This window comes from Luteibacter sp. (assembly GCF_035539195.1).
Lineage (GTDB): Bacteria > Pseudomonadota > Gammaproteobacteria > Xanthomonadales > Rhodanobacteraceae > Luteibacter.
Map to the genome: position 1 here is coordinate 1 of NZ_DATLIW010000003.1, position 25,460 is coordinate 25,460.

The window sequence follows — 25,460 nt, forward strand, 5'->3', positions numbered from 1 at the left end:
CGGCCGTAGGCCATATAGATACATAGGCCGCGCAGCGGCCTTCCGCACCGAACGCGGAGGACCTGTCTGAGCAGCGAGGGTGGGCGCCAAGGTCTCCCCGCGAAACGCCCAAGTGTACAAAGCGATGGCGAAGCCGAGCCCGCGAGGCCGAAGGCGAGCCTTAAGCGAGGTACGAAAGAAGGCCCGGCATGCCGAGCGTCCAGCCCCCGGTAATCCAAGATGAACCTTTCTTGGCGTCAGCCCGGGGGCCAGGTCATCTGGCGACCCGCCAGCAGGTGCACATGGATATGGAACACCGTCTGCCCACCGTGTGTGTTGGTGTTGATCACCGTGCGGTAACCGTCCTTGGCCAGGCCCTGCGCCCTGGCGAAAGACGCGGCGGCGAGCAGCAGCTTGCCGAGCAGTTCGGCATCGCCGGGGACCGCCTCGTCCAGCGTCGCAATGGCACGCTTGGGAATGAAGAGCACATGCACCGGCGCCTGCGGATTGAGATCACGGAACGCGAGTACGTCCTCGTCTTCATAGACGATGTCGGCCGGAATCTCCCTGCGGACGATCTTGGCGAAGATGGTATCGGTCATGAAAATCCTCGAAGGGTCAGCCCAGCGATTGCCGGCTGCCGAAAGCATGGGCCAGCGTGCCGCGATCGACGAACTCGAGTTCGCCACCGAGGGGCACGCCATGAGCGAGACGGGTGGCACGAATACCGGCGGCTTTCGCCAACTGGCCGATGTAGTGCGCGGTGGCCTCGCCTTCGACCGTCGGGTTGGTCGCGATGATCATCTCGGCGATGTCGCCCTCACCCAGGCGCTCGACCAGCAACGGCAGGCCCAGTTCGTCAGGGCCCAGGCCGTCCAAAGGCGACAGGCGACCGAGCAGGACGAAGTACTGTCCGCGATAACCGGTCGCGCCCTCGATGGCGGCGAGATCGGAAGGCGACTCCACGACGCAGAGCACCTGCCCGTCGCGACTCGAACTCGCACAGAGCGAACACACCGGCGTCTCGCTGAAGTTGCGGCAGCGCGTGCAATTGCCTACGTCACGCATCGCCGACTCGAGAGCGGCCGCCAGGCGCAGACCACCCTGCCGCTCGCGTTCGAGCAGCTGGAAGGCCATGCGCTGGGCACTCTTCGCCCCGACACCCGGCAGGCAGCGCAGGGCGTCGATCAGTTCGCCGAGGAGGCGGGAGCCGTTAGTCATCGTGTGACGTGGCGGCTCGTCAGAACGGCATCTTGAAACCGGCGGGCAGGTTCAGCCCGGCGGTGACGCCACCCAGCCGCGTGCGGCTGATCTCGGCAATCTTGTTCACCGCGTCGTTCACCGCGGCGGCGACCAGATCCTCGGCCATTTCCGGATCGTCGGCGAAGGCCTGGCGATCGATGTGTACCGAGCGCACTTCGTGGCCGCCCGACATCGTCACGGAAACGAGACCGCCACCGGCCGTACCGGTGACTTCCGTCTTGGCGAGTTCATCCTGCGCACGCTTCATGTCTTCCTGCATGCGCTGGGCCTGCTGCATCAGCTGACCAATTTGACCTTTCACGTTCCTGGCTCCACGGGTTTGATCGATTGCGGAATGACGCGCGCGTCGAACTCACGCTTGAGCGTCTGTACGAAGGGGTCGGTCTCCATGGAGGCGACCGCGTTGGCCTGCGCGTCGATCTGCGCCTGGGCCCGGCGTTCGGCCGGGGTGCCCAGGTTGCCGTGATCGGCAATGAAGCGGATGCGAATGCGCCGGCCGAGCGTATGCGAGACCTTTTCTTCCATCTGGCTGGTGAGCGGCTCCACCGCCAGATGCATGTGCTGGGGCTGCAGCGCCAGCACCATGCCCTCGCCGTCGAGTTCACGCAGGGAGGAATTCTGTGCGAGCTGGCCGATCGGGCCGCGCAGGTTGGAGCGCTCGATCACCTCGTGCCAGTCGGGCAGGCCATTGGCGTCGAGGACCAACGGACCCTGCGCGGCGACGGGCGCCGGTGCAGGCGCTGCCGGCGCCGCGCGAGGCGCCACGGGCGCGGGTGCCGCAGCGACCGGCGGTGCCGCGACAGGGGCGGCGGCGGGCGCAGGTGCGCGCGACGGTGCGGCGGCGGGCGGCGCTTGGGGCGCCTGCGGTGCTGGACGCGCTGGTGCCGCCGGCGCAGGCGTTGCGGCACGCGGCGCGGACGGCGAAGCGCCCTGCCCGGCTTCCGCCGGACGGAATGCGAACATGCGCAGCAAGGCCATCTCGAAACCGATGCGCGCATCCGGCGCCAGCGGCAGCTCCCGGCGACTGGTCGTGGCGAGCTGGTAGTACAGCTGTACGTCCTCGGGCGCGAGGCGACCGGCGAGGTCGGCCAGGCCGGCATCGCCCTCTTCCTCGCGATAGCCCGGCACCAGCTGGATCAGCTGGATGCGATGCAGCACTGTCGCCAGATCGTCGAGTACCCCGGCGAAGTCCGGCGAGTACGAGGCGATTCGGTCCGCCTCGCCCATCAGCGCGGCGCCGTCGCCGGCGGCCAGCGCTTCGATCACGCCGAGCACCTGCCCGCGTTCGACGCTGCCGAGCATGGCGCGTACGTCGGCCGCCCGCAGCGAACCGCCGCCATAGGCAATGGCCTGGTCGAGCAGGGACAGGCCGTCACGCAGCGAACCGTCCGCGCCGTGCGCGAGCTCGCCGATCGCCTCGTCTTCGTACTCGATGCCTTCGGCGGCGAGAATGTGGCGCATCTGCCCGGAAATCTGCTCCGGCAACAGGCGCTTGAGGTTGAACTTGAGGCAGCGTGACAGGACCGTCACCGGCAACTTCTGCGGGTCGGTCGTGGCGAGCAGGAACTTCACATGCGGGGGCGGCTCTTCCAGCGTCTTCAGCAGCGCGTTGAACGCCGGCTTGGAGAGCATGTGCACTTCGTCGACCAGGTAGACCTTGAAACGCCCGCGCGACGGCGCGTACTGGGCGTTCTCGATCACCTCGCGGACGTCGTCCACACCGGTATTGCTGGCCGCGTCGATCTCGAGCAGGTCGACGAAGCGACCGGCATCCACGGCCGTGCAGACCGCGCACTCACCGCAGGGATCGGCCGATTCGCCACGCTCGCAGTTCAGCGACTTGGCGAAGATGCGCGCGATGGTCGTCTTGCCGACGCCGCGGGTACCGGTGAAGAGATAGGCGTGATGCATGCGCCCGGAGTCGAGCGCGTTCGTGAGCGCGCGGACCACGTGCTCCTGGCCCACCAGTTCGGCGAACTTGCGCGGGCGCCACTTACGTGCGAGGACCTGATAGGACATGCGTATTACCTTGGGACGACGGTGGATTGTGCCAAGGACCCGGGACGGGTGAAAGCGCGGCCCGAAAAGCGCGGCCCTCAAAAAGGCGATGACCCTGCCAGCCACACCCCGGCACCCGAGTCGTCCGCTACCGTTGCTTCCTTCCGGACCTGGCGGAGTTTACGGACTATCGTCGCGGGGGGACCGACAGGGTCACCATAAAGACGTTTGGAACTGGCGGAGAGAGCGGGATTCGAACCCGCGATACGTTATTAGCGTATACACACTTTCCAGGCGTGCTCCTTCAACCACTCGGACACCTCTCCACACTTGTACATCCTCTTCCCCGGCTTCCTGTCCGGCAAAGAAGCGGAAGGATAACTTCAGCGGTGCGGCGAGACAAGGGCAGAGCGACAAAACCGCATCAGCCCGCGGTCGGCCGGGGTGCCTCCGGCTCCGGAAGCGGCAGTCGCTCACCCGGACGGGCGATCCGGTACCCGCGTGAGACCAGTGTTTCGCCGTCGTCGACGCTTCCGTAGTGGTAGAGAGCCATGCGCGCGCGAACCTCCTCCGGGTATTCGCGCTCCAGGTCGTCCACGCCCGTGTGCGACGGATTGCCGACGACGCCGCAGTCGTGAGCGATCAGTTCGCCATGCGCACCATGCAGCGCCAGCGCCTCCGGAACGGGCCGGGTGTCGCCGGTGTAGACGAAGCTGCCAAGCAGGGCCAGGCCGTACGAGGTGCCCTGGACGTGGTGGCGCGTGGGAAACACGTCGAACCACTCGCCTTCATGCCAGAACCCCCGCGTGCAGGGAATCAGGTGGAAGGCTTCCCAATAGTTCACCCCACCCTCGGCCAAGGCACCGGGGTAGTCGGCCACCCTGCCCTGCAACCATGGCAGGAGCGCCGCGTGCAGGTATACCCGCGTGCGTCCACGAAGGGCTTCGTCGAACCACAGGCGGAAGAACAGTCGCTCCATCCCGGCCACGTGGTCCATGTGCACGTGGGTGACGTAGAGCGCGGGCGGTGGCGCGCCGTACGCGGCCACATAGCGGTCGAGCGTATCCGGACCGCAATCCACCAGCAGCAGCGGGCGACCGTCGCGTTCGATCACGACGGCGGAAGATCCGAGCTCGACGGCGTGCGCGGCACCGGTTCCAAGGAAATGCAGGTTCCAGCTCACCCTTTCAGACTCCGCTCGTATTGATCGATCAGGGCCGGCCAAAGCTCGGCGTCGAAGGTGTCGCCGGCTTCGCGGGCACCGACCTTGATGAGCGATCGCTTCAGGCGGGCCAGGTTCGCGCGGCGCCAGTGCGGCGACGGCCGGCGCAGGCGGCCGCGGTCGAAATCGATCAGGTACAGCCCCTGCGGGTTGACCAGGATGTTGTGCGCGTTGAGGTCGGCGTGCCAGGCACCTTCGCGATGGAAGCGCGCGATCAGGTCGCCCACCTTGGCCGCCAACGTGGCGTTGAAAGCGCCATCGGACAGGCGCTCGGCCAGGGTCGCCGCGTCGGGGATGCGCAGGGTGATCAGGTCGGCCGAATATCGCAGCCAGTAGCGGACGAAACGCGAGGCCAGCGGCGGCGACACCGGCAGGCCACGGCGCTCAAGCTCAACCAGCAGCCGGAATTCACGTACGCTGCGGGTGCGACGCCGCCCCGTGAAGAGATAGCGATCTCCGAAGATTCGGGCGACCATGCCGCCTCGGCGATAATGACGAAGCACCGCTTCGCCGGCTGGCGTCTGGATCACGGCGACCCCGCCGCGGCCACCGGCCTGCGAGCGCAAGGCATCGCGCTCGCCCCAGTGGGCGGGCGAGAACCAGAGACTGTCGACTTGAGGTGTCCGGGCCGCGTCGAACAGAATCGTGCCGCCCGCCGCCTCCGTTACTCGTTGGTCTGTCATTTTCGGGCCGCCTTGCAGCAGCCTCCTATCCGGTGATCCGATCGTGCCCAGTCTAACAAGCCGCCCCCTCCCGTCGGGAACCTCCAGCCTCTGCATCATGCGCACATCCGCCATCGGCGATGTGACCCACGTGGTGCCGCTGATCCGCACCCTGCAGGAAAAAGCACCGGATACCCGGCTGACCTGGATCGTCGGCAAGCTCGAGCGCCGCCTGGTGGGCGATCTTCCAGGCGTCGAGTTCATCACCTTCGACAAGGCCCAGGGGCGCGCCGGGGTACGCACGGTACGCGAGGCCCTCGCCGGTCGCCGCTTCGACGCCCTCCTGCACATGCAGGTAGCCCTGCGCTCCAATCTGCTGAGCCTCTCCGTCAAGGCGGACCGACGCATCGGCTACGACCATGCCCGTTCCAAGGACCTGCACGGCCTGTTCGTCAACGAACGCATCGCCGCGCGCACGGGCGAGCACGTGCTCGACGCCATGGCCAGCTTCATCGAACCGCTCGAGCTGAAGCAGACCGAGGTGCGTTGGGACATTCCGGTGCCGGACGAAGCCCGGACCTGGGCGGCCGAGCAACTGCCGGGCGACGCACCGACCCTGCTGGTCAGCCCGATGTCGAGCCACACGGTGCGCAACTGGCGCGTCGAGCGCTATGCCGCGCTGATCGATCACGCCATGGGTCGCGGCCTGCGCGTGGCACTCGTCGGTGGCCCTTCCGACGCGGAGCGGGCCCTCGCGGACAGCATCCTCGCAGCCGTGAAGCAGGCACCGCTGGACCTGACCGGTAAGGACACGCTGAAGCGTTTCATGGCCCTGCTCTCGCGCAGCGCCATGATTCTCACCCCGGATTCGGGCCCGATGCACATGGCCAACGCGGCGGGCGTGAAAGTGCTCGGCCTGCATGCCGCCAGCAACCCGGAACGCTCCGGCCCCTACTCGGACCGACGCTGGTGCGTCGACAAGTACGACGCCGCCTCGCGCAAGTTCCTCGGCAAGCCGGCGTCGGAGATTCCGTGGGGCACGAAGATCGAAAAGCCCGGCGTGATGGACCTGGTCGAAGTCGCCGAGATGGTCGATCGCTTCGAAGCCTGCGCCACCCACCTGCAGCTGCCACTAACGGGTTAATGGCACCTGGCAGCTGATGGCACCTGGCAGCTGATGGCAATTGGCAGGCTGATGGCAGACATGTGGGAGCCGCTTCAGCGGCGATTGGGTGCTTGCCTCAACCTGGCCCGCTGCCGCGGGTTCGCCGATGAATCGGCTCCCACAAAAAAGCAGCTCCCACAGAAGCGCAGGCTGATGGCAGACATCAGGCTGATGGCAGACATGTGGGAGCTGACGGCAGACATGTGGGAGCCGCTTCAGCGGCGATTGGGGGCTTGCCTCAACCTGGCCCGCTGCCGCGGGTTCGCCGATGAATCGGCTCCCACAAAAAAACAGCTCCCACAAAAATCTGCTCCTACAAGAAGCAGCTCCTACAAGAAGCAGCTCCTACAGAAGCCGCTTCTCTCTAGCAGGCGACGTGGTCAGGCCTGTGGCGCGCGGTAATCCTGGTACGACTTCTCTTCGACCAGCGTCGAACCGAGCTTCACGTTGATCTCGCGCTTGATCGCCGCGCGCTCGTCGTTCTCGATGTACACCGAGCGGGCGAGCTGGATGAATTCCTGGTCGAAGGCCTGGGCGCGCTCCTTCATGCGGATGTCGTCCTCGATCTTCCACAGGCGCTGGTTCACCGCGAGCAGGCGGGCGGTCTCTTCGGCGATGTCGGTTTCCGACGCCTTGTCGTTCTTCCAGGTCGCGTCGAGCAATTCGAGCTCGTTGCGCACGTTGGCGAGCTTGGCGTCGTCCTTGATTTCCTGCAGCTTGATCTGAAGGATCGTCATCTTGTCGATCAGCTCGCCGTAAGAAACGGGGGTCTGGATCAGGCTCATGGCAAATCTCCGCTCGGTCAGGCGCCGGAGGTTAGCAGTTTTGCACTCCCTCGACTGCCACCGTACGCGGCCAGTCCTTCGGCCAGATGGTCGAAGACCGCGCGAATCCGCAGGCTGGTGCGCTGATCCTCATGCATGACCACCCAGATCGGCAGCGGGATATCCACCGCCTTGGGAAGCAGCCTCACCAGCCCGGCGCGACGCCCCAGCGGTACCTGGCAGGCACCTATGCCGAAGCCGGCGCGGATCGCGGCCAGACCGGCCAGGTCGTTGTCGGTGCGCAAGCTGAAGAGTTCGCGTCGATAAGGCATGTCCGCCGGGCGCGTGGCGCGGACGAAGGGTGTCTCCTGGTCGTAGCCGATCAAGGTATGACGGGGCAGGTCCGCCAGCGTCTTCGGCCGGCCCGCCTCCGCCAGATAATCCGCGTGCGCGAAAAGACCGATGGGAATGACGCATACCTTGCGCGCGACAAGCGCATCCTGGTCCGGTGGCGAACTGCGCACGGCGACGTCCGCATCGCGACGCAGCAGGTTTTCCGTGCGGTTGGTCGTCGACAACTCGACGACGATGCCGGGGAAGCGGCGACGCATCGCGGCCAGGATCGGGGGGAGCACCTCCACGCCGACCACCTCGCTCGCGGTGACGCGCACCACACCGCGCAGCTCGCCTTTTGCACCGGAGGCCGCCCGCAGGACCGAGGCCGCCGCCGAGGCCATGGCTTCCGCATGGGGCTTGAGTTCCAGCGCGGCATCCGTCGGCAACAACCCGTGGGAGGCCCGCGAGAACAGCGGCACGCCCAGCGATTCCTCCAGCTCACGAATGTGCCGACCCAGGCTCGGCTGGGTCATGCCCAGCCTCCGCGCCGCGCCAGAAAGGCTCCCCTCGCTAAGCACGGCGAGGAAAGAACGGAAAAGATCCCACGCGGGCCCGTTTACAGTCATACAAAAACGTATATCACATCAACGCATTTAGGCAATTCACGTATAGCACCGGGGCGACCAGACTTCTCCCATCCCAACCGGAGAGCCGCCATGCAGACGACCACGAAGCGAACCGCCCTTGTCCTCGGTGCCACCGGCGGCGTTGGCGGCGCCACGACGCAGGCCTTGCTCGACCAAGGCTGGCGCGTGAAAGCCCTCAGCCGCCGCGCGATGGCAACCGACAGCGCCATCCAGTGGATCAAGGGCGATGCCATGAACGCGGCGGACGTCCTCGCCGCCGCCGCAGGCGTCCAGGTCATCGTGCATGCGGTGAACCCTCCCGGCTACCGCGATTGGGAAACCCAGGTGCTGCCCATGATGGACAACACCATCGCCGCCGCACGTGCGGTCGATGCGCGCATCGTCATCTTTGGCAGCGTCTACAACTATGGCGAAGACGCCACGCCCCTCGTGCACGAGGAGAGCCCGCAGCACGCACCCACGCGCAAGGGCGAGATCCGCGTCGAGCTGGAACGGCGCCTGGAAGCGGCGGCGCGCGACGGCGTGCGCTCACTGAATCTGCGCTGCGGCGATTTCTACGGGCCTCACGCCGGAAGCAGCTGGTTTGCGCAAGGTCTCGTCAAACCAGGCAAACCGCTCCGTGCGATGCAGTACCCGGGGTCGCGTGAGCTGGGCCATACCTGGGCCTACCTGCCGGATGTCGCCGCCACCACCGTCGCCCTGCTCGGCGAAGAAGAGCGCCTGGACACCTTCGCCCGTTTTCACTTCAACGGGCACTACGTGACCGGTGACGCGCTTCATGCCGCCGTGTGCCGTGCATCGAAGCGTCCCACGTTACCGCTGCGCGCTTTCCCCTGGCCCCTGGTCACCCTGGCATCGCCCTTCTCCGAGACCCTGCGCGAGCTACGCAAGATGCGTTACCTCTGGCGCACGCCCATCGAGCTGGATGGAACACGACTGCGCACGTTCCTCGGCACCGTGCCGACCACCCCGTTGGAGGCTGCCGTACAGCAAACGCTGGCCGCCCTCGGTGTGATCCAGGCCCGCCCCCTGCCACACTGACACCAAACCGACGTTCGATGGCTATGATCGATGCATCGACCTCGCGGAGCGCATGCATGAGCCAGCCATCCGTCCTGATCGCCGGCGCCGGCCCCACCGGCCTCGCCGCCGCCCTTCTTCTGGACATGCGCGGCGTAAAGGTGCGCATCGTCGATTCCGCACTGCGTCCCGCCGCACATTCGCGCGCTCTGGTCGTCAATCCACGCACACTCGATCTTCTCGCCGGGACCGGCGTGACCGAACGCATGCTGGCCGAAGGTCGTCCTGTTCGCGGGGTGCGCTTCCACGAGAACGCCGAGGTGCTGGCAACCATCGAAGCGACGTCGGTGCATCCGCGTTACGGCCTGACGGTGCTTTCGCAGGCACGCAGCGAAGCGCTGCTGACCGAAGCGCTCGACGCACGAGGCATCCATATCGAGCGCGGCGTCCGTGCAGGATGCGTGGGTCAGGACGACGACGAGGTGCGCGTGGCGTTGAACGGCGCCAGCGACGGTGAGCAGGGCTACGCTGCCGTGTTCGCGGCGGACGGCGCGCGCAGTGACTTCCGCAAGACACTCGAGATCGGATTTTCCGGCTCGTCCTATCCGGAGCCGTGGCCGCTCTACGATGTGCCGCTGCAGACGACACTCGACCGCGACCACGCACACCTGATGTTCTTTCCCGAGGGCATGATCTTCCTGCTCGCACTCGACGACGAGGTGTGGCGCATCATCTCCAACATGCCCGATCCCCTCTCGCGCCTGCCAGGCGGCACGGTGTCGAGCGAACCGATCTGGGAATCGTCGTTTCACATCGCGCATCGTGTCGCGGACCGCTGCGCCATTGGCCGGATCGCCCTCGGTGGCGATGCCGCCCACGTGCATTCACCCGTGGGCGCACGCGGCATGAACCTCGGCATCGAGGACGCCGCGGCCTTCGCCATGCTTTTCACCGCGCCGGGTGCGCAGCCCATGGATGCACTGCAGCGTTACCACCGCGAACGCCACGCCGTGCACAAGGGGGTGGTGCGTCGCGTGCATGCCATCACCGCCCTCGCGCGCAGTGGCAATCCCTGGGTGGCGCGCCTGCGTCATGTGGCGATTCCCTGGGCCTCGCACATGCCCGCATTGAGCGGACGCATCCTGCGCACGGTGGCGGGACTCGACCACCCCACACCCACGCCATGAGCGACATCGACCGCTGCGCTCGGATCAAAGCGAGATAACGCCCGCGGCGTCGAGCAAGAGCACCACATTGAGGCTCAGCACGACCAACGCACCCACGCCCGCCAGCGCGACGACCGGCCAGCGGTTGTGGAACACCCCCATGATGTCGCGGCGGCTGGTGAACCAGACGAGCGCGATCATCGGGAAGGGCAAGGCGATGCTCAGCGCCACCTGGCTCATCACCAGCGCACGCGTCGCGTCCACGCCGGCGATCACCACGGCGAAGCTCGGCAACATCGTCACGGACCGCCGTACCCATATCGGAATGCGGAAAGCGACGAAGCCCTGCATGATCATCTGCCCCGCCATGGTGCCCACCACGGAACTCGAAAAGCCCGACGCCACCAGCGAGATCAGGAAGATGGTCGCCGCCGCACCGCCCAACAGCGGCACCAGGGTCCGGTACGCCGTTTCGATCTTCGCGACATCGGGATGGCTGCCGTGAAAGGCGCCGGCAGCCATCACCACCATCGCCAGGTTGATCAGGCCGGCCACGGTCAGCGCCAGCACCACCTCGAGGTTGGACAGCCGGATGATCCGCCGTCGCTGGTCGTCGCTCTTCGGCCGCGCGCGCCGCTCGGTCAAGCCCGAATGCAGGAACAAGGCGTGCGGCATGACCGTGGCGCCAATGATGCCTACCGCGATGGCGACAGCCGCGCTGTCGGGCAGCTTCGGCATGAAGATCTGTTGCCCCAGCGACGCCCAGCCCACGGGAGCGACAAACAATTCCACGAGATACGACAGGCCGACCACGCCGACCAGCGCGCCGATCGCCAGCTCGAGCCGGCGATAACCCATGCCCTCCAGGAGCAGGAGCGCGTACGTCACGATCCCCGTGATGACCATGCCCACCAGCAGCGGAAGATGAAACAGCAGGCTGAGGCCGATCGCCCCGCCGAGGAACTCGGCCACGTCCGTCGCCATCGCGGCCAGCTCGCTGACCACCCACATCACGTAGACCAGGGGCTTGGGCAGACGCTCACGACACAGTTGCGCGAGGTCGCGCCCGGTAACGATCCCCAACCGTGCCGACAGGCTCTGGAACAACATGGCGATCAGGTTGGCCAGGACGACCACCCAGAGCAGCCCGTAGCCGTAGCGGGCGCCGGCCTGGATGTTGGTCGCGAAGTTGCCGGGGTCGATGTAGGCGACGGAAACGACCACGGCCGGCCCGGCGAAGGGTGCCAGTCCGGCCAGCCCCGTCCGTCGGCCCTGCAAGACTTCTTGCATGACCTGGGTATCGCGCGCTCGTCTTACCTCGTCTCTCACCGCGTGATCCGATGGGCGCATGGCGCCTGTGGCCGGATTAGAACCAGCATCGCGTACACGGCGCGTTTATGTGTGAAATCCGGTCGCGTCGGTTGAAGGATGCTTCGCGGCTCCTCCACAGGGGGCGGCCTATACCTCGTGGGGATTCCCGGAGCCGCCATGACCACGATTACACATTTAGGGCCCCGCGTCAGCGGGTTCTCCGCCGCCAGGCAGGACGACGTCGGCTATTGCGTCCTGGCCGACCTCAGCAGTCCGCCCACCGAGCCCTGGCTACGCCTGTTCGCCGCCCGCTGCGAGGCCGTGTTTTCGCGGCACACCTCGCCGGACATCCGCTGGGTGGACAACAAGATCTGGTTCCGCGTGCCCTCCCCCGACCTGGTCGGTGAATACGCGCGCCTTATCGTCGAGGCAACCACGGGCGCCAGCGCCGACTATGACGAAGAGCAACGTCGCGAGGCCGAGCGTGCCGACGAACTCGCCCGCAAGTCGCACGACCTCGACGACCTGCTGACCCAGGTGAACGCTTCGCTACCGGAGTGGGCCGAGGTGGCAGGTCCCGCAAGCCTGGGGAAAGCGGCCGGCTGATACGGTCGAGGCCGAATCGTCCCCGTAGGCAAGAACCCCATGCATCTGTTTCGGATCGCGCTGCTGGTCGCGACGTTCCTCCTCGCGTGTCCCGATCGCGCCACCGCCCAAGCGCAGCCCGACGGCGAGCATCCGGTCAACATCGACCTCTGGCCCGATGCACCGCCGGGCGCCGGCGGGACGCGCGGTCCGGAGCGCGTGTACCGGTCGGGCAGCCATGCGGGCGCCGTATCCAATGTGAGCGTGCCGCGCATCGAGGTGTATCGCCCGGCGCATCCCAACGGCACGGCCGCCATCGTCATCGGTGGCGGCGGCTATGCACGCATTGGCATGGGTCAGGAAGTGATGCCCACGGCGATGTGGCTGCTGTCCCAGGGCGTGACCCCGGTCGTGCTGTATTACCGCCTGCCGGCCGATCACTGGCCCGCCGTCGCACCCTTTCAGGATGCGCAGCGCGCGATGCGCGTGCTTCGTGCCCATGCCCATGAGCTGGGCGTGGATCCGGCTCGCATCGGTGTGATCGGCTTCTCCGCGGGAGGCAACCTCGCCGGCATTACCGAGACGCGTGCCGCCGCCGCGTTCTATCCCGCCGTCGACGCCGCCGACCGGCTTTCCTCGAGGCCCGACTTCGCTGCGCTGATCTACCCGGTCATCTCGTTGCGGCAGCCGTACGACACCACACGCTCGGGTCGCGAGCTGTCCACGCAGGCCGACGCGGTACAGGCGTACTCCGTCGAGTCGCACGTAAGCCCCAGGACGCCACCGACGTTCCTCGCCCAGGCCGAGGACGACCCGATCGCAAACATCGGCAACAGCCGGATCATGTATGCCGCCCTGAAACAGAACGGTGTCGAAGCGGAACTGCACGTGTTCGCCAAAGGCGGTCACGGCTGGGGCATGGGCACGCCCGGTTCCGAGGTCGCGGCATGGCCAGCGCTGTTCGCGGCCTGGGCAAAGCGCAACGGATTCCTGTGACGGCCTTCACACACGCGGGCTAAAGGCCGGGCGACGCTCGCCGATCCTTTCAAGGAGAGCCCGGAGTCGAGTCGCCATGCCCGTCCAGCACGCCCGCCACGTGAATCTGCAGATCGTCCTGTCCCAGCTCGAGGCCGAGGGCGTCGTCGGCTACGCCGAGCAGGCCGCCCATCTGGGCAATGTCACCGAAGGCAGGCTGGCCGCGATGGCGCAGGGTGGCCCGATCGACGTCATGTTCGCCCAGCACGTGGAATGGGCACTGCAACGGCGCCGAGGCTGGATGGACGAGCTCCACGAGGGCGATCCACTCGAAATCTGAGCTACTCAGAGACTCTCGCAGCAGCTTTCGAAGCGGAAAGGTTGTCGAAAGAATTTGCGAATAGACTCCGGGGCTCGTCCCCGCGAAGCCCCCACTCATGAGCGCCCTGCAACGGTTTGTCGCGAGTTTTCGCGAACGTAACGACTGGCGCTCGCAGCACGCGAGGCGTGCCGCCGGCTACGCCGCGCGCTGCCTCGTCGCCCCGCTTCGCCATCTTCGCTGGCTCGGCCTGCTCCAGTCCCACCCCGCCCTGCGCGACGCCGCCCGCCGCGACGGACGCCTTGTCGAACGCTGGCAGCATCGCTTCGTCAGTCGCAGCTTCGGCGCGCGCAAGCGCCTCGCCGCGTTGATGGACCACTACCGCTTCGTCGTCGCGGCCCTGCCCCAGGGCTTGCTCGAGCGAATGTATGCCGAGGGCCAGGTCACGCTTGCCGAGGCCAGCATGAAAAACGGCGAACCCCTTCGCGTGCTGCTCATGCCGCCGACGCGCCGAGGCTGCGAAGGTGAGTTGAACGTGGCCCTGGCCACCGCCGACGACACCCTGCTCTTCTCCGCCACGATCACCGTGCTGCCTTCGAGCGGAGAGCTGCTGGTCGGTTGCCTGCAGGGCCCTAACACCGAAGACGGCCAGGAGCGTGTGCGCCTGGTCACCCGCCAGTGCCACGGCCTGCGCCCGAAGAATCTCCTGCTGTCGTTGCTGTATGGCGTCGCCACCGCGCACGGACTGTCGCGCCTGCGCGGCATAAGCAACGACGGCCATGCGCGCTCGGGCCGGATCAAGGCCAGCTACGACACCTTCTGGATCGAATCCGCCGGCGTGCTCGCACGCGATGGCTTCTTCGACCTTCCCGCGGTCGAGCCGGAGCGCAACGAACTGGACGTCGCCAGCAAGCATCGCTCGGCTTTTCGTCAGCGCGAGGCGTTGCGACGTGAACTGGTGGCGACCACGTTGATCGCGCTCGGCCAGCCCACGATCGACGCGGTAAACGTCGAACCCAGCGAGGCACTGCGCGCGGCGTGAGCCGTGACGCGACGGGGCGATACGTCGGCTGGTTCATGCGATTTCGAGCTTGCAATTGCCATAGCGAGTACAATGATGTATTTACACTATGTATATGCATCAGACCATGTCCGCCACCGAACTGCCCTGCGCCTGCACCACGATGCGCAAGGCGACCCGCGCCCTCAGCCGGCTCTATGACGACACGCTGGCACCGCTAGGTGTCACCGTCGCCCAGTTCGGCATCCTCAAGGCCATCCGGCGCGAGCCCGGCCTCGCGTTGAGCCGCCTCGCCGACGACATGGTCATGGACCGCACCTCTCTCTACCGGATGCTGACGCCGATGAGATCGGCGGGCTGGATCGCTATCGCCGCGCCGACGAAAGGCCGGGCCAAGACGGTCGCCCTCACCGCGGAGGGAGAAGCCCTGCTTACCAAGGCACGCCTGCTCTGGGACGACGCTCAGACGCGCGTGGTCGGAACCTATGGCGCCGATCGCTGGCAAGCACTCGAACGCGCGATTTCCGAACTGACCCGACTCAGCGTCGGGCTCAACGCCTGATCCATCCCCACCCCACCGCCTACGGGAGATTCCCATGCCCTTCGTCCGCATCGACCTGCTTCGTGGCAAAGACAGCGCCTATCGCGGCAAACTCGGCGAGGCCGTCTACGACGCGCTCACCAGCATCGGCGCGCCCAAGGACGACCGCTTCCAGGTCATCGCCGAGCACGATCCCGACGGCCTGATATTCGACCGCACCTACCTCGGCATCGACCGCGGCGACGACTTCGTCGCCGTACAGATCACTCTGCGCGAAGGCCGCACGCTCGAGCAGAAGCAGGCCCTGTTCGCCGCCATCGTGAAAAACATGGTCGACGCGGTCGGCATCCGCCCGCAGGACGTCTTCATCAACCTGGTCGAAAACAAGAAGGAAAACTGGTCCTTCGGCAACGGCCAAGCCCAATACGCCCAGTAACAAGCCCACTGCCGCCATCCCGACCTACGCCACGCGCGGCATCCTCACCGCCATTTCCACCTGCAGAAAATCGATAAACCGCCGCACCCGCGGCGGCTGATACGTCGTCGCGTGATACATGGCGTGGATCGGCGACGGCGCAGACCATTCGGGTGCATGAACCAGCACGAGCCGCCCTTCCCGCACATCGTCTGCCACGGCCCATTGCTGTCGATACGCGAAACCGTGACCGCGGATCGCCCACTTGCGAATGACCTCGCTATCGGTGCACTCGTGATACCGGCTCACGCGTACGGTCGTCTCGCCCAGGCGCCACTCGTCGCGCGGCCCCGCATTCGTCGTCAACACCAGGGTTGGCAGCTCGACAAGATCGGCCGGTTGCGAGGGCATGCCATGCGCGGCGATACACGCCGGCGACGCACAGACGACGCGGCGGCTGTCGATCAGGTGGCGGGCCACCAGCGCACTATCCTCGAGCGGCCCGACGCGAATCGCTACGTCCACGTCGTCGGGCACGAAACGCGAAATCGAATCGGCCAGCGAAAGCACGATCCGCACCTCCGGATGGACGGCCATGAAGCCGTCGAGGATATCGACAAGCAGGTTGCGACCGAAGTCCGACGGCGCCGAGATCCGCAGCGTGCCGCTGACGGTATCCGTTCCGCTACGCACCGCACGCTCACCTTCTTTCATCGCATCGATAGCGATACGGCAGTAACCGAGATAGGTGCGCCCTTCATCGGTGAGGCGCAGTTGGCGTGTCGTACGTTCGAACAGCCGAGCACCCACGGCGGCCTCGATGCGCTGAACACAGGCGCTCGCTGCCGCCGGCGACAGGCCCGCGCGCCGACCCGCGGCGGAAAGGCTGCCCAGGTCGGCTGCGTCGACGAGCAATTGCATATCGCTCAGACGGTTCATGGCACGGTTTCCGGCCGGTGGCGGTCTGCCAGCATGGCTCGATCATCTTCAAACTGGATTTGAAGGTCAATGAAGGTCAGAGCCAATTATCAAATCCACCACCTGCGGCGACGATGAGCGCACTCCCGCCACCCAGGTCACCCCGCCATGAAGCACACCCATGTCCTCGCCTTCGCCGCCGTCTCGGCCCTCGCCAGCAGCCTGGCCGCGACTCCGCTCACCGCTTTCGCCGCCGACATGCCGGCCGCCGGTCCCGGGCAACTCGTCGGCGCCTGGACCCTGGTCCGCTGCGATAACGTCTACCCGGATGGCCATCGCATCGAACTCTATGGGCCGAACCCCGAAGGCCTGTGGGTCATCGATGCCCAGGGCGACTACATGATGCAGATCGTACGATCCAAGCGCATGCCCTTCGCCAACAACGACAAGTCCAAGGGCACGCCCGAGGAATACCGCGCCGCGTCCATGGACTTCAACGCGCACTACGGCACGGTCAGCGTCGAGGGCATGGTCATGCACAGCCACATCCTGCAGGCGTCCTTCCCGAACTGGAATGGCAAAGGCGGCGACAGCACATTCGTCATCAAGGGCGACGAACTCACCTACACCGTCGCCAAGCCCTCCAGCGGTGCGGCCGAGGGTGCCCACGGCGAAGTGGTCTGGCGGCGCATCCACTCCTGACCGAGTCCGTTCAGAGCAGGCGAATACCGAACGGCTTGACGCAAACGGCGAATGCCGCGAAGCACACCACGGTAATGACCGCGCTCAAGCCAAGCGCCGGCCAGAATCCGAAGCGCCCCAGCAGGAACGGGAACGCGAGGAACATCGGCAACGTCGGCACCACGTACCAAAAGGTGTACCAGGCGTGGTTGGCGATCTTCTCGGTCGGCTGTTTTTCGACGTACAGCCACGTCAGCGCCAGCAGAGTGACCAAGGGCAAGGAAGCCAGCAGCGCGCCAAGACGGTCGCTACGCTTGGCCACTTCGGAAACGGCGACGACCACGGCGGCGGTGATCAGGTATTTGGTGATGATCCAGTACATGTCGCCCTGCCCCTATTGACGGTTTGCGAATCCACCGTCGATGCGGCGACGCGCGAGAGGTTGGCGATCACCGCCGCAACGGCCATGACGGGTACGGCATGCTTGGGCCCGAACTGATACGTCAGGACGGGCAGCAGCATCAGCGATGAGCCGGTTCCGATAACGCCGCTGAGACAACCCGCGACGAGGCCGACCGCAAGGACAAGAAAGACGGAAGCCAATCGGAACCGGGGTGCTCAGAGGAACGGTGATTCTAGCGTTTCAGCCAGAATCATCGAGGTCACCACTGGTTGTCGTCGTCACCACCGCCGGACGAGCTGTCGTCCCACGAGCTGTCGTTATTGCCCATATCGATCGGGTCGTCGCGGAGATCGTCGTACGCCTGGCCGGACGGATCGGGCTGTGCCGACGTATCCGGACCCAGATTGCCGAAACCGCTGGCGCCCGTGTTACGCGGTTCCTCACCGTCGCGGTGGGAACGAAGCGCCTCATCGAGCAGCGCACCGGCAGCCAGGCCACCCAGGCCGGCGGCGACGGCGGTGCCGACACCCGACGACGGCGGCGGCGCGTAGCCCGGATTGCCACCCGGATAGCCGCCATAGGGCTGACCGCCGTACGACGGGCCACCATTCATCGGCGGCGCCGGCGGGTAGCCGTTGCCGAACTGGTTGTTGGTGTTCTGCCGACGACGCATCACGAAGAAGATGATCAGGACGAGGATCACGCCGCCGATCAGCCAGCCCGTCATGTGCGATTGGCCACCAGCTTCGGCACGGGCAGCCGGCTGGGGCTCAGTGAAACGCGTCGGAGTGGCCGCCGCCGCAGGCCGGGCCGAAGGCGGCGCCAGCGCGGCATCCAGCTCGTGCTGGAAGTGCTGGAACTTGGCCGGGTCGGTGAACTTCGTGGACGGGTCCAGCGTCGCGGCCTTGGTCGCCTCGGTCTTGGCCTCGCCGATATTGCCCTCGTGGGCCAGGACCTCGGCCAGCACATAGTGGGCCTTGGCGCTCTGCGGGTGATCGGAGACGGCCTGGCGAAGGGCGGCCTCGGCCGCGGGGTAGTCGCCGCGGGCGATCATGGCCTGGACGTCCTTCGGGGAGTCGGCGGCACTTGCCGCCACGGACGTGAGGGCAAAAAGGACCAACGTGAGAATCGGCTTATGCATGGCGTTCTCGGAGCTCGGGAAGACGCCTAGTGTCGGGGCTTGTGCGAGTGTTTGCGAGGCGCAAGAAATTGCTGTTCAGCGTGGATTTCTTCGTGGCGCCGAGCGACCCACCTCGGCGGCATCGCCCTTTTCGATCACCTTGCCGATAGAGGTGCGTTGGACGCCTCGCTGGCCGCAGTGTCGGTGGTCCAGGCGATATGACGGTCGACGATGGCCCAAATCCCGCCGGACCCGGCGGCGAGTCCGCCGAGCAGGATCGCCATGCCCCAAAGCCTGTTTTTCCATTGGGTCAGATCTTTCACGTCGTCACTCAAGGTCGCGACCGTAGTCTTGACGTCGGTGACATCGTTGCTGACGCCGTCGACGCGTTGCTCAAGACGGGCCTGCGAACTTGCGATCTGGACCAGCATGCCAATGATTCCCTGACCTTGTTGCACCAGGAGATCGTCGCGCGACACCTCTTCCGACGAATGGGCAGGCCGGTTACTTACGGTGCCGCCGGTATGCATGTGTAGCCACTCCTTCCAACCAGACGTTGCGCGAATCGAATGCGTGTCGAAAAGCGTACGCTGGCGACGATCGATGTGTCTATCAGGCAATGCTCACAGCGCATCGAGGGTGCGTTGTGAGCCGTAGACACGGTGCGCGCTTCAACGCTGAGGACTTTCGCAATCACGCGTCATGGAATGGCGCACGCATCACGCCGGTCGCTCAGCGCAAGGACCCGATCATTCGACGACGCGCACGCAGCCCTACAGACAACCCAATGTTGTTTTGCTACGGTCGTTCCGTTGCCTGCGTCGTCGCTTAGCCAGCTGCGCAGACAACCATCGCTCGATGCGGTGAGAAGCGCGGCCCGAGAGTGCTAGGAACACTCCCGGACCGCTGACCACAATCAACTAACCAGGAGTCAATCGTGGGTCCCAACGATCATACGGCACTCGCACGCCCGCCGAATCCCCTCGGCGACACCCCAACGGTTTACCGGGCCGTCTGCCTCCGTCGCAGACACGGTTAACGAACCGGGGCGTCAGCCAACTCTGAGTTATTTCTTGGCCGTGTAACCCGGCGTGTGCCTTCGCATGCCGGTTTATGGGGCTGACGCTCGCCTACGTCATCAACCAAACCGCCCGGCGCCCGGCCACGGGCAGCCGTGAACCCGCGAGTCCGCATGATCCGCGGCATGTCGCCCCGTGCGCGTGCCGCCCCCCCAAGCAAACGATGGCTTCACCAAGGAGCAGCCATGTCTACAACCAACGAACCCGGCAGGGCCAGCCGCGCCCGCTGCTACGCCGATCCAGATGCCTCGCCACACGACCTTCTCAACAATGCAGCTGAGCTATTGCAGTACGCGCGCGGGCTGACGGAACTACTCGCCGAGTTTGTGCATGAGTCGGATACGGTCGATTGTCGGCGGATGGCGCTGTCTCTCGATGCGATTGCCGCGCTCACGCAGATGGGGGCGCAGTGTGCCGCCGAGGCGCATGCGCGTTTGGCTTGGACGCGGCGAGCGGACGGGAGCTCATGTGTGGTGTAGGCGTCGGGTGCGCTTGGAAGGCGGGGGGACGTCGCCGTTCTGGACCTCGTCGAGCTCTGAGAACGCCACTGTTGCCACGCGAATGGCCAATTCCGGCGCTTGCGTCGCGTCTGCGCCGGATATCCATTGAGTCCGAGAATTCGAAAAGCCAACAAACTGATACGGGCACCGCCATTCGGTGAAAACAGCCATGCCTCTCGTTATTTCCATGTAGATGCGAGCTGAACCCGCTCCCAAATGTCGTCAGGGATACTGTTCTTCCAGACCATCCCGAGCATGGCTTTGAAACGGTCATCTGTTTTGGCGAGCGCTTCGCACCTGTCGATGAAGGCGCTTCCCGAAGTCACCAGGAGGTCTTCGAGTGGGCCCGCAGCCAAATTTGACAGCACTGAATCAGAGTCGTCCAGGCGCCTTATCTCGTTGATGATTTTCCAGTACCGCTCCAGATCATGGCCACGAATGTCGTCGAGCGCCATATATGCCCAGAAGCTGGTATTCCTGGCCTCGGACCCCTCGGCCATACGGTACATCTCGACCCAACCCCGGGCGATATCAGTGTCCTTGAATTCATTCATCGAACCTGTCTCTATTTCTGGCGAATGACAACGTTTAAAGGCATCTTTCTCGAAGGCTTGAGCTTCTCGTGAGGTCGAAAGACGTCTCGCATAGCTCGACCATCATTCAGCATCCGCAAGGGTCCCTCTACGGACAAACTGCAATCCTTCCTCGGGTTCGGTGTAGTGAATGAGCCCGAAGTCGTCGAACTCGGCCAGTGCCAGCGGTTCGTTGTAAACCTCAAGCGGTGGACGAAGGTGGGCGATTGAACTCGAAACCGGGGCGCTGCTCAAATCTGGGGGAACGTCGTCAACGCAATCCTCCAGCCAAAAAGGAAGCCTGGGTGGCCGCGACGAAAGCCCGTAGCGGAAGCGGAAAAGCCCATCACCCCAGACAGGGCGAAAGACTTCTCATGGGACAGCACATCACCCGACTAGGACTGATTGGCATCTTCGAAGACGGGTGCATCACCAAAGACGGAGAGGGTTCCGCCGGCAAGGTGAAAGAACGTCTGACCACGCTTCTTCGAAGGTGACCAGTCGGCAATGTTGCCAAACGACGCATGGACCGCTTGGCGCGCAAAATCGACCGTGCTGCAAAAAGAGGTCACGTTTGTAATCACCACGCGACCGAGAGTGCGCACCTGGCTGTCTTCTCGGGGGTGATAGGAAAGCATGATGGTAACCGTCGTGCTCTCAGTCGATGCCATCTCGAGGGAATGAAAAACAGCGTCATGCAGATTCTTGTTCATGTTTTTCCTGCTATCAGGGGGTGACTGCATTCAATAGAGTGTATGCGGCAGCACCTATAAGTAGGACCGGGCACAACCATTCGGAAGGACATGACTGCTCGAAGTGTTGCTCAGACTCGGTGGCATCTGCCTGTCGCCCCCCTTCGTTTGTGCCAGTGCGAAGACACCCCACTCCGCCAATGAGCTCTGCGGGTGGCGTCCTGGCATCTCAAGCCCCACAGTTTTTCGGTCGACGCAGGTGTTAGACGAAATGGAGCTCGATGAACTTGTGACTGAGCACGGCCACCGTGGTGCCAAGCTCATGGCGCATTGCGCCCACGTAACTGTAATGGTCTTCGAATTTTGCATCATGCAGCTTCCCGGCTGGTCAACGGGCTGTCCCCAATGTGGACCATATCGGTGTCCAGCGGATAATTCTTCTCCGACAGCGCAGTGACGTCATGGGCCGCTTCGAAGCCCCCGCAAAGCCACAAACAAACGGACTCCAGACGAGAATGACGCCGCAGCTCCAGGCAAAGTAGAGCTTGGGCACCACCGTTGCCATGAGGGGAACAGTGAAAAGCAAAAGGGCGAATGGGATAAGCCCGGTGAAGAACGCACGGATTGCGCTGGTTCTGAAACTGCATCGCCGCGCCTGTACAGGCTCCAGGCTTTGACCGTCTGCACTGAGCCGCACCATCAGTTGGCACTTTTTGATGTTGCGGATGTGGGGAATGATGTTTCGCCGTTCGAACATGTAGCGGATGAGCCGACCATCGACGGCAAACCCGAACGCATCGGCAAAGGCCAGTTCCAGCTCGACGGCAGGCGCTGTTTTCCACCGATCACTGCCCAACAACGCATCGAGTTTCTTGCGTTTTTTGGTCGATAGACTAAACGTCGTGTGTTTGAGGCTCGTGTATTTCCCAGGAATCAGAAAAAGCATCGTGACGAATGTTGCGACCGTTGCCGCTGCACCCTTGGCAACCTCCAGAATCACGTTCATGTCTGGCATTTTTTTCTCCTTTAAAAATGCAGCCCGATACGCGCTCCAGCCGCGTGGTCGGTGCTGTTTACCATGAGACGCCTACTGTCTTCCCTGGGCTCCCGGAGTCAGGTCTCTCCGTCGCCCCTCAAGGCCGGCGGCGGGCAAACGGACACCGGTTACGCGACGGGGACCCGCTTTCGGCAGACAAACTTTTCCTCGCCGGGCCCGACACACTGATCAAATCCCGGGTCACGAGTTCGGCGACGAGATGCGCACAGCCGACGCCATGCTTGGATGAAGCTCATTCCACATCCACGCCTCCCATACCAATGTGTCCGAAACAGGTGACAGCAATCCCGAGAGCGTTCACGCGTGCGCGGGCCTATAAAAATCCCACGAACTGGGTGCGCACTATTGACTCTGCCGAGGGCGGCAATCGGGCAAGTCCGCGAGTCGTGGGTCGCTCGGTTTCATAGAATTGAGTGCGACAGTCTTGACCATCAGGGCCAGAAGGCGACCTGCAAATATTGGCAGATACCAGGCGCCCCGCGTTGCTCGCCCAGAATGAAGGAGACGCGTCCGACTTAGGATATAGCCATGCTTGGCGCCTTCCCTGAAGTGCAGGTTCGCCTTTCGCTCGTCCTGCACCACCCCGGCGCCGCGCCGGTAAAGTTCGCCGAGGAGCTGGTGTGCTGCCGGGCTGCCTCGCCCAGCGGCCGCTTGGAGATATGGAACAGCCGCCTCCGGGTCGTTCCGCGATATGAGAAGCCTCGCCACATACACAACATCTTTTTCCTTGCCAAACGCCGCAAGCCGGGCCGACCACTCAAGCAGCTTTTCTTCGTTACCCAGGTCGAAGTACCGCGACATCGAGAATCGCTGGAATGTTTCGAGAGACACCAGCGGAGGAGATGATGCCAGGGAGAGGGATTCCTCATGAAGGCCCTCCCGCCACATCGCAATAACACACTCCATGCACTCGGCCAGTGCGTCTTGGTCGCCCTGCTGGGCAGCCCTTAGATACCACGAGCCCGCGACCACAAAGTCATTGCGCGTGGTGTATATCCATCCGATATAACGCTGCCCGCGCGAGTCCTCGCTGAGCGCGGAGTGCAGCAGAAAATCGAGTGACCCGGCGATGTCGCCCTCATCCTCCAGGCGCGCCAGAGTTCGCCAGAGATTGTCTTTGTCGTCGGTCATGCAATTTCGCCGTATGCATAAGAAGCGGTCGGGTCGTCCGCAATCGTATCGTTATAGGGGGCCGAGCGTGGGATCAGAAACTGTGGCACCAGGAAGAACCACGGGACAGACGGCGGGAGCGGCGGTGGCGGTGTGGCTGCCGGCAGCGGGATCGTCGGCTCGTTAGGTACAGCCGATGGCGTCGGCCCCTTGGGTGCCGACTGAGGGCAAAGCGGGCCAGGAGGCTTCGGAATTTCTGGCCTTTTCGTTCCTCCACCGAGACCGTTGCCTTGCGGCTCCGGGACAGGCTGGTACTCTCCCGGTGCACCGGGTAGCGACGGGTCAGGTGGCGGCGTACCTGGCAGCGGATGGTTCATATTGCAGGCGACGAAATACAGTAAACAGAAATTTCTCCACGCGTTGTTGTTTGGCGGAGCCAGTCCCGTAGGGTCAGAAACATCCAGCGGACGATTCAACGCATATGCATACGTGGACGAATCAACCAGGACCCCGAACGGGTCGCTCTGGATGTACCGACCCGTCGCCGCCTCATAGTCCCTGTTGACGTTGTAGTTCAGGCCTGACTCGGCATCGAAATACTGGCCAGGAAAACGCAGGTTGAAGATGTAGCCAGTCAATGATACCGGCGCCTTCTCGCCTAACGGATTGCCGGCATACGCCCACTGCCAAAGCACGGTGCCCGCCGAATTCGTCACCGCACGCGGTGAGCTGAGACCATCGGCATGAATGAAGTTGACTGCCGTGGTGGACCCCGTGTGGTCGACAAGACCCACCGGCATACCGTCCATCCAGATGTAGTCCCGGGCGGTCGTGCCGGCGCTCTCTGACAGCAGATGGCTGTCTTCGTCGTAGTCGAACCGCGTGGTGGTGCCCCCCGCTGTTTTCTGGATCCGCTGGCCCAGCGCGTTGAGGACATAGCTGCCAACGGTCACCCCGCCATTCTGGACGACGGTGAGGCGGTTCCTGCCGTTGTACCCGTACCCATACGTGCCAGATGCCAGTACGTCCGCTGTCGTGTTGCCCCGTGCATCAACCACGCGGGTGGTGGTGCCGACTCCCGTCAGGTGGTGGCTGCCGGGAGCATAGTTATAAATGCCCGTGAGCAGACCCGGTGCTGCCTTGCTCAAGCGGTCCCCGGTCTTGTTGTACGTGTACGCCTCAATACTCGTGCCGTCGGCCGCGTTCACCCCGGTCAGTCGGTACAGCGGGTCGTAGCTGTAGGTTTCCGTCGGGACGGCTACCCCTGCCGCGTTGCCGATGGCGGTGACGTTGCCCACCACATCCCGTTTGACATGCAATGAGAACGCGGGGCTTGCAACATCGGTCCACGCCCCGTTGGCGTCATAGGTCAGGGTGACGGCCTGCCCGTCCCCGAGCGTGTAGGAAGCCACCGGACCGAACGGCATGTGGACGACGTTGCTGACCACGGTGGTCATCGCACTACCCGAGGGTGTTGCCTGGATGGAGGCAATCTGGCCGAGGGCATTGCGGGTGTAAACAACCAGGGTTCCGTTAGGTGTGGTGACTGATGCGAGGCGGTCGCCGGCAGTCCAAGCATAGGCAGTGGTGCGGGTGACGGTGCCAACCGTCTGCTGTTTTTTGACCACGTTGCCGCGATGGTCATAGCACCAAGTGATGCCGCCATTGCCCTCGATAACCCGGGTCAGATGGCCCTTGCCGAAGCTGCCGGTGCATCCGGTGACGGAGTCCGCCTCGTCGTACTTGTAGGTCACATTGAGGGACGTGTCGGCGAAGGTCTCGGTCAGCAGACGGTTGCCGGCGTCATAGGTTCTGGCGCGGCTGTTGTTGGTTGCATCGACCGAGGTCAGGGCGTTGCCCGCAACGTCGAACGTGTGTGCCGTCGTGCCCGTGTCGGGACTGTGCAGGCCAGCAAGGTTGCCAAGAGCGTCGATGTCGT

Annotated in this window: 31 protein-coding genes, 1 tRNA gene and 1 other RNA gene; 11 read left to right on the forward strand and 22 right to left on the reverse strand. The window is 64.6% G+C overall.

Annotated features, from left to right (window positions below):
• Nucleotides 1–236: 236 nt before the first annotated feature.
• From VM621_RS00605 to VM621_RS00640, 8 genes are all read right to left on the reverse strand, one after another.
• Complete coding sequence (locus tag VM621_RS00605; RefSeq protein WP_325467056.1) at nucleotides 237–581, reverse strand: histidine triad nucleotide-binding protein; 345 nt, start codon at nucleotides 579–581, stop codon at nucleotides 237–239.
• A gap of 16 nt (nucleotides 582–597) precedes the next feature.
• Nucleotides 598–1,200: a recombination mediator RecR gene (recR, locus tag VM621_RS00610; protein WP_325467057.1), complete on the reverse strand. Its 603-nt coding sequence runs from the start codon at nucleotides 1,198–1,200 to the stop codon at nucleotides 598–600.
• Nucleotides 1,201–1,219: 19 nt separating this feature from the next.
• Nucleotides 1,220–1,543, reverse strand: coding sequence for a YbaB/EbfC family nucleoid-associated protein (locus VM621_RS00615; RefSeq protein WP_159891570.1), 324 nt, complete (start codon nucleotides 1,541–1,543; stop codon nucleotides 1,220–1,222).
• Nucleotides 1,540–3,261 (reverse strand): DNA polymerase III subunit gamma/tau, encoded by a 1,722-nt coding sequence (gene dnaX / locus VM621_RS00620; protein WP_325467058.1) that lies wholly within the window; start codon nucleotides 3,259–3,261, stop codon nucleotides 1,540–1,542. The genes VM621_RS00615 and dnaX overlap by 4 nt, the downstream gene beginning before the upstream one ends.
• Nucleotides 3,262–3,353: 92 nt before the next feature.
• An RNA gene (ffs, locus tag VM621_RS00625) (signal recognition particle sRNA small type) lies at nucleotides 3,354–3,450 on the reverse strand.
• A 25-nt stretch (nucleotides 3,451–3,475) separates the two neighbouring features.
• A tRNA-Ser gene (locus tag VM621_RS00630) sits at nucleotides 3,476–3,566 on the reverse strand.
• A 98-nt stretch (nucleotides 3,567–3,664) separates the two neighbouring features.
• Nucleotides 3,665–4,423, reverse strand: a complete 759-nt coding sequence (locus VM621_RS00635; RefSeq protein ID WP_325467059.1) for an MBL fold metallo-hydrolase — start codon at nucleotides 4,421–4,423, stop codon at nucleotides 3,665–3,667.
• Nucleotides 4,420–5,244, reverse strand: coding sequence for a 3-deoxy-D-manno-octulosonic acid kinase (locus VM621_RS00640; RefSeq protein WP_325467060.1), 825 nt, complete (start codon nucleotides 5,242–5,244; stop codon nucleotides 4,420–4,422). The genes VM621_RS00635 and VM621_RS00640 overlap by 4 nt, the downstream gene beginning before the upstream one ends.
• Here VM621_RS00640 and VM621_RS00645 point away from each other — a divergent pair.
• The gene (locus VM621_RS00645) at nucleotides 5,243–6,268 is read left to right on the forward strand and encodes a glycosyltransferase family 9 protein (protein WP_325467061.1); all 1,026 of its coding nucleotides are present in this window, start codon (nucleotides 5,243–5,245) and stop codon (nucleotides 6,266–6,268) included. The two genes, VM621_RS00640 and VM621_RS00645, sit on opposite strands and share 2 nt — an antisense overlap.
• 401 nt (nucleotides 6,269–6,669) lie before the next feature.
• On the opposite strand, the gene VM621_RS00650 is transcribed toward VM621_RS00645, so the two are convergent.
• Both VM621_RS00650 and VM621_RS00655 read right to left on the reverse strand, forming a co-directional pair.
• Nucleotides 6,670–7,074, reverse strand: coding sequence for a DUF6165 family protein (locus VM621_RS00650; protein ID WP_325467062.1), 405 nt, complete (start codon nucleotides 7,072–7,074; stop codon nucleotides 6,670–6,672).
• 17 nt (nucleotides 7,075–7,091) lie between these two features.
• The gene (locus VM621_RS00655) at nucleotides 7,092–8,015 is read right to left on the reverse strand and encodes a LysR family transcriptional regulator (protein WP_325467063.1); all 924 of its coding nucleotides are present in this window, start codon (nucleotides 8,013–8,015) and stop codon (nucleotides 7,092–7,094) included.
• Between the two features lie 90 nt (nucleotides 8,016–8,105).
• Between VM621_RS00655 and VM621_RS00660 the strand changes: the two genes are divergently transcribed.
• Nucleotides 8,106–9,077 carry an NAD-dependent epimerase/dehydratase family protein gene (locus VM621_RS00660; protein ID WP_325467064.1) on the forward strand — a complete coding sequence of 324 codons (972 nt, stop codon included), beginning with the start codon at nucleotides 8,106–8,108 and terminating at the stop codon, nucleotides 9,075–9,077.
• Nucleotides 9,078–9,133: 56 nt separating this feature from the next.
• Nucleotides 9,134–10,243 (forward strand): FAD-dependent oxidoreductase, encoded by a 1,110-nt coding sequence (locus VM621_RS00665; protein ID WP_325467065.1) that lies wholly within the window; start codon nucleotides 9,134–9,136, stop codon nucleotides 10,241–10,243.
• Nucleotides 10,244–10,267: 24 nt separating this feature from the next.
• Here VM621_RS00665 and VM621_RS00670 read toward each other — a convergent pair whose 3' ends face one another.
• A complete protein-coding gene (locus VM621_RS00670) occupies nucleotides 10,268–11,512 on the reverse strand; it encodes an Nramp family divalent metal transporter (protein ID WP_325467066.1) in 1,245 nt (414 codons plus the stop codon).
• A 198-nt stretch (nucleotides 11,513–11,710) separates the two neighbouring features.
• On the opposite strand from VM621_RS00670, the gene VM621_RS00675 reads away from it, so the two are divergent.
• From VM621_RS00675 to VM621_RS00700, 6 genes are all read left to right on the forward strand, one after another.
• A complete protein-coding gene (locus VM621_RS00675) occupies nucleotides 11,711–12,139 on the forward strand; it encodes a hypothetical protein (RefSeq protein ID WP_325467067.1) in 429 nt (142 codons plus the stop codon).
• Nucleotides 12,140–12,178: 39 nt separating this feature from the next.
• Nucleotides 12,179–13,114, forward strand: a complete 936-nt coding sequence (locus VM621_RS00680; protein ID WP_325467068.1) for an alpha/beta hydrolase — start codon at nucleotides 12,179–12,181, stop codon at nucleotides 13,112–13,114.
• Nucleotides 13,115–13,190: 76 nt separating this feature from the next.
• Nucleotides 13,191–13,433, forward strand: coding sequence for a hypothetical protein (locus VM621_RS00685; RefSeq protein WP_325467069.1), 243 nt, complete (start codon nucleotides 13,191–13,193; stop codon nucleotides 13,431–13,433).
• Nucleotides 13,434–13,530: 97 nt separating this feature from the next.
• The gene (locus VM621_RS00690; RefSeq protein WP_325467070.1) at nucleotides 13,531–14,454 is read left to right on the forward strand and encodes a VirK/YbjX family protein; all 924 of its coding nucleotides are present in this window, start codon (nucleotides 13,531–13,533) and stop codon (nucleotides 14,452–14,454) included.
• 106 nt (nucleotides 14,455–14,560) lie between these two features.
• Nucleotides 14,561–14,995: a MarR family winged helix-turn-helix transcriptional regulator gene (locus VM621_RS00695; RefSeq protein ID WP_325467071.1), complete on the forward strand. Its 435-nt coding sequence runs from the start codon at nucleotides 14,561–14,563 to the stop codon at nucleotides 14,993–14,995.
• A gap of 34 nt (nucleotides 14,996–15,029) precedes the next feature.
• On the forward strand, nucleotides 15,030–15,410 hold the full coding sequence (locus VM621_RS00700) for a tautomerase family protein (protein WP_325467072.1): 381 nt from the start codon (nucleotides 15,030–15,032) through the stop codon (nucleotides 15,408–15,410).
• 24 nt (nucleotides 15,411–15,434) lie between these two features.
• Here the strand turns inward: VM621_RS00700 and VM621_RS00705 are convergent, their stop codons facing one another.
• Entirely contained in the window at nucleotides 15,435–16,328 is an 894-nt protein-coding gene (locus tag VM621_RS00705) for a LysR family transcriptional regulator (protein WP_325467073.1), read from the reverse strand.
• A 147-nt stretch (nucleotides 16,329–16,475) separates the two neighbouring features.
• On the opposite strand from VM621_RS00705, the gene VM621_RS00710 reads away from it, so the two are divergent.
• A complete protein-coding gene (locus tag VM621_RS00710; protein ID WP_325467074.1) occupies nucleotides 16,476–17,009 on the forward strand; it encodes a lipocalin-like domain-containing protein in 534 nt (177 codons plus the stop codon).
• A gap of 10 nt (nucleotides 17,010–17,019) precedes the next feature.
• On the opposite strand, the gene VM621_RS00715 is transcribed toward VM621_RS00710, so the two are convergent.
• The 4 genes from VM621_RS00715 to VM621_RS00725 form a co-directional block, all read right to left on the reverse strand.
• Nucleotides 17,020–17,370, reverse strand: a complete 351-nt coding sequence (locus tag VM621_RS00715) for a DUF3147 family protein (RefSeq protein WP_325467075.1) — start codon at nucleotides 17,368–17,370, stop codon at nucleotides 17,020–17,022.
• Nucleotides 17,343–17,591 carry a TSUP family transporter gene (locus VM621_RS19540; protein WP_414674469.1) on the reverse strand — a complete coding sequence of 83 codons (249 nt, stop codon included), beginning with the start codon at nucleotides 17,589–17,591 and terminating at the stop codon, nucleotides 17,343–17,345. The genes VM621_RS00715 and VM621_RS19540 overlap by 28 nt, the downstream gene beginning before the upstream one ends.
• Before the next feature lie 59 nt (nucleotides 17,592–17,650).
• On the reverse strand, nucleotides 17,651–18,532 hold the full coding sequence (locus tag VM621_RS00720) for a tetratricopeptide repeat protein (RefSeq protein WP_325467076.1): 882 nt from the start codon (nucleotides 18,530–18,532) through the stop codon (nucleotides 17,651–17,653).
• 134 nt (nucleotides 18,533–18,666) lie between these two features.
• The gene (locus VM621_RS00725; protein ID WP_325467077.1) at nucleotides 18,667–19,041 is read right to left on the reverse strand and encodes a hypothetical protein; all 375 of its coding nucleotides are present in this window, start codon (nucleotides 19,039–19,041) and stop codon (nucleotides 18,667–18,669) included.
• A gap of 734 nt (nucleotides 19,042–19,775) precedes the next feature.
• On the opposite strand from VM621_RS00725, the gene VM621_RS00730 reads away from it, so the two are divergent.
• Nucleotides 19,776–20,069 (forward strand): hypothetical protein, encoded by a 294-nt coding sequence (locus tag VM621_RS00730; protein WP_325467078.1) that lies wholly within the window; start codon nucleotides 19,776–19,778, stop codon nucleotides 20,067–20,069.
• On the opposite strand, the gene VM621_RS19545 is transcribed toward VM621_RS00730, so the two are convergent.
• The 6 genes from VM621_RS19545 to VM621_RS00755 form a co-directional block, all read right to left on the reverse strand.
• On the reverse strand, nucleotides 20,055–20,279 hold the full coding sequence (locus VM621_RS19545; protein WP_414674470.1) for a hypothetical protein: 225 nt from the start codon (nucleotides 20,277–20,279) through the stop codon (nucleotides 20,055–20,057). The two genes, VM621_RS00730 and VM621_RS19545, sit on opposite strands and share 15 nt — an antisense overlap.
• A complete protein-coding gene (locus VM621_RS00735) occupies nucleotides 20,270–20,644 on the reverse strand; it encodes a DUF6869 domain-containing protein (RefSeq protein ID WP_325467079.1) in 375 nt (124 codons plus the stop codon). The genes VM621_RS19545 and VM621_RS00735 overlap by 10 nt, the downstream gene beginning before the upstream one ends.
• 413 nt (nucleotides 20,645–21,057) lie before the next feature.
• On the reverse strand, nucleotides 21,058–21,375 hold the full coding sequence (locus VM621_RS00740; RefSeq protein ID WP_325467080.1) for a hypothetical protein: 318 nt from the start codon (nucleotides 21,373–21,375) through the stop codon (nucleotides 21,058–21,060).
• A 367-nt stretch (nucleotides 21,376–21,742) separates the two neighbouring features.
• A complete protein-coding gene (locus VM621_RS00745) occupies nucleotides 21,743–22,369 on the reverse strand; it encodes a hypothetical protein (RefSeq protein WP_325467081.1) in 627 nt (208 codons plus the stop codon).
• A 384-nt stretch (nucleotides 22,370–22,753) separates the two neighbouring features.
• Nucleotides 22,754–23,542: a hypothetical protein gene (locus VM621_RS00750; protein WP_325467082.1), complete on the reverse strand. Its 789-nt coding sequence runs from the start codon at nucleotides 23,540–23,542 to the stop codon at nucleotides 22,754–22,756.
• Nucleotides 23,539–25,460 (reverse strand): RHS repeat-associated core domain-containing protein (locus VM621_RS00755; protein ID WP_325467083.1); only part of this gene is annotated, 1,922 nt, incomplete at its 5' end. The genes VM621_RS00755 and VM621_RS00750, both read right to left, overlap by 4 nt.

Excerpts from the sequence above, each read along its gene's own strand:
- VM621_RS00745 (WP_325467081.1), bottom strand. The coding sequence starts at position 22,369 with ATGCCAGACATGAACGTGATTCTGGAGGTTGCCAAGGGTGCAGCGGCA.
- VM621_RS00675 (WP_325467067.1), top strand. The coding sequence starts at position 11,711 with ATGACCACGATTACACATTTAGGGCCCCGCGTCAGCGGGTTCTCCGCC.
- VM621_RS00660 (WP_325467064.1), top strand. The coding sequence starts at position 8,106 with ATGCAGACGACCACGAAGCGAACCGCCCTTGTCCTCGGTGCCACCGGC.
- VM621_RS00700 (WP_325467072.1), top strand. The coding sequence starts at position 15,030 with ATGCCCTTCGTCCGCATCGACCTGCTTCGTGGCAAAGACAGCGCCTAT.
- VM621_RS00735 (WP_325467079.1), bottom strand. The coding sequence starts at position 20,644 with ATGAATGAATTCAAGGACACTGATATCGCCCGGGGTTGGGTCGAGATG.
- VM621_RS19545 (WP_414674470.1), bottom strand. The coding sequence starts at position 20,279 with ATGGAAATAACGAGAGGCATGGCTGTTTTCACCGAATGGCGGTGCCCG.
- VM621_RS00665 (WP_325467065.1), top strand. The coding sequence starts at position 9,134 with ATGAGCCAGCCATCCGTCCTGATCGCCGGCGCCGGCCCCACCGGCCTC.
- VM621_RS00605 (WP_325467056.1), bottom strand. The coding sequence starts at position 581 with ATGACCGATACCATCTTCGCCAAGATCGTCCGCAGGGAGATTCCGGCC.
- VM621_RS00740 (WP_325467080.1), bottom strand. The coding sequence starts at position 21,375 with ATGAACAAGAATCTGCATGACGCTGTTTTTCATTCCCTCGAGATGGCA.
- VM621_RS00710 (WP_325467074.1), top strand. The coding sequence starts at position 16,476 with ATGAAGCACACCCATGTCCTCGCCTTCGCCGCCGTCTCGGCCCTCGCC.
- VM621_RS00685 (WP_325467069.1), top strand. The coding sequence starts at position 13,191 with ATGCCCGTCCAGCACGCCCGCCACGTGAATCTGCAGATCGTCCTGTCC.
- VM621_RS00725 (WP_325467077.1), bottom strand. The coding sequence starts at position 19,041 with ATGCATACCGGCGGCACCGTAAGTAACCGGCCTGCCCATTCGTCGGAA.
- VM621_RS00720 (WP_325467076.1), bottom strand. The coding sequence starts at position 18,532 with ATGCATAAGCCGATTCTCACGTTGGTCCTTTTTGCCCTCACGTCCGTG.
- VM621_RS00730 (WP_325467078.1), top strand. The coding sequence starts at position 19,776 with ATGTCTACAACCAACGAACCCGGCAGGGCCAGCCGCGCCCGCTGCTAC.
- VM621_RS00640 (WP_325467060.1), bottom strand. The coding sequence starts at position 5,244 with ATGATGCAGAGGCTGGAGGTTCCCGACGGGAGGGGGCGGCTTGTTAGA.
- VM621_RS00670 (WP_325467066.1), bottom strand. The coding sequence starts at position 11,512 with ATGCAAGAAGTCTTGCAGGGCCGACGGACGGGGCTGGCCGGACTGGCA.
- recR (WP_325467057.1), bottom strand. The coding sequence starts at position 1,200 with ATGACTAACGGCTCCCGCCTCCTCGGCGAACTGATCGACGCCCTGCGC.
- VM621_RS00695 (WP_325467071.1), top strand. The coding sequence starts at position 14,561 with ATGTCCGCCACCGAACTGCCCTGCGCCTGCACCACGATGCGCAAGGCG.
- VM621_RS00690 (WP_325467070.1), top strand. The coding sequence starts at position 13,531 with ATGAGCGCCCTGCAACGGTTTGTCGCGAGTTTTCGCGAACGTAACGAC.
- VM621_RS00655 (WP_325467063.1), bottom strand. The coding sequence starts at position 8,015 with ATGACTGTAAACGGGCCCGCGTGGGATCTTTTCCGTTCTTTCCTCGCC.
- VM621_RS00705 (WP_325467073.1), bottom strand. The coding sequence starts at position 16,328 with ATGAACCGTCTGAGCGATATGCAATTGCTCGTCGACGCAGCCGACCTG.
- VM621_RS00650 (WP_325467062.1), bottom strand. The coding sequence starts at position 7,074 with ATGAGCCTGATCCAGACCCCCGTTTCTTACGGCGAGCTGATCGACAAG.
- VM621_RS00645 (WP_325467061.1), top strand. The coding sequence starts at position 5,243 with ATGCGCACATCCGCCATCGGCGATGTGACCCACGTGGTGCCGCTGATC.
- VM621_RS00715 (WP_325467075.1), bottom strand. The coding sequence starts at position 17,370 with ATGTACTGGATCATCACCAAATACCTGATCACCGCCGCCGTGGTCGTC.
- dnaX (WP_325467058.1), bottom strand. The coding sequence starts at position 3,261 with ATGTCCTATCAGGTCCTCGCACGTAAGTGGCGCCCGCGCAAGTTCGCC.
- VM621_RS00750 (WP_325467082.1), bottom strand. The coding sequence starts at position 23,542 with ATGACCGACGACAAAGACAATCTCTGGCGAACTCTGGCGCGCCTGGAG.
- VM621_RS00680 (WP_325467068.1), top strand. The coding sequence starts at position 12,179 with ATGCATCTGTTTCGGATCGCGCTGCTGGTCGCGACGTTCCTCCTCGCG.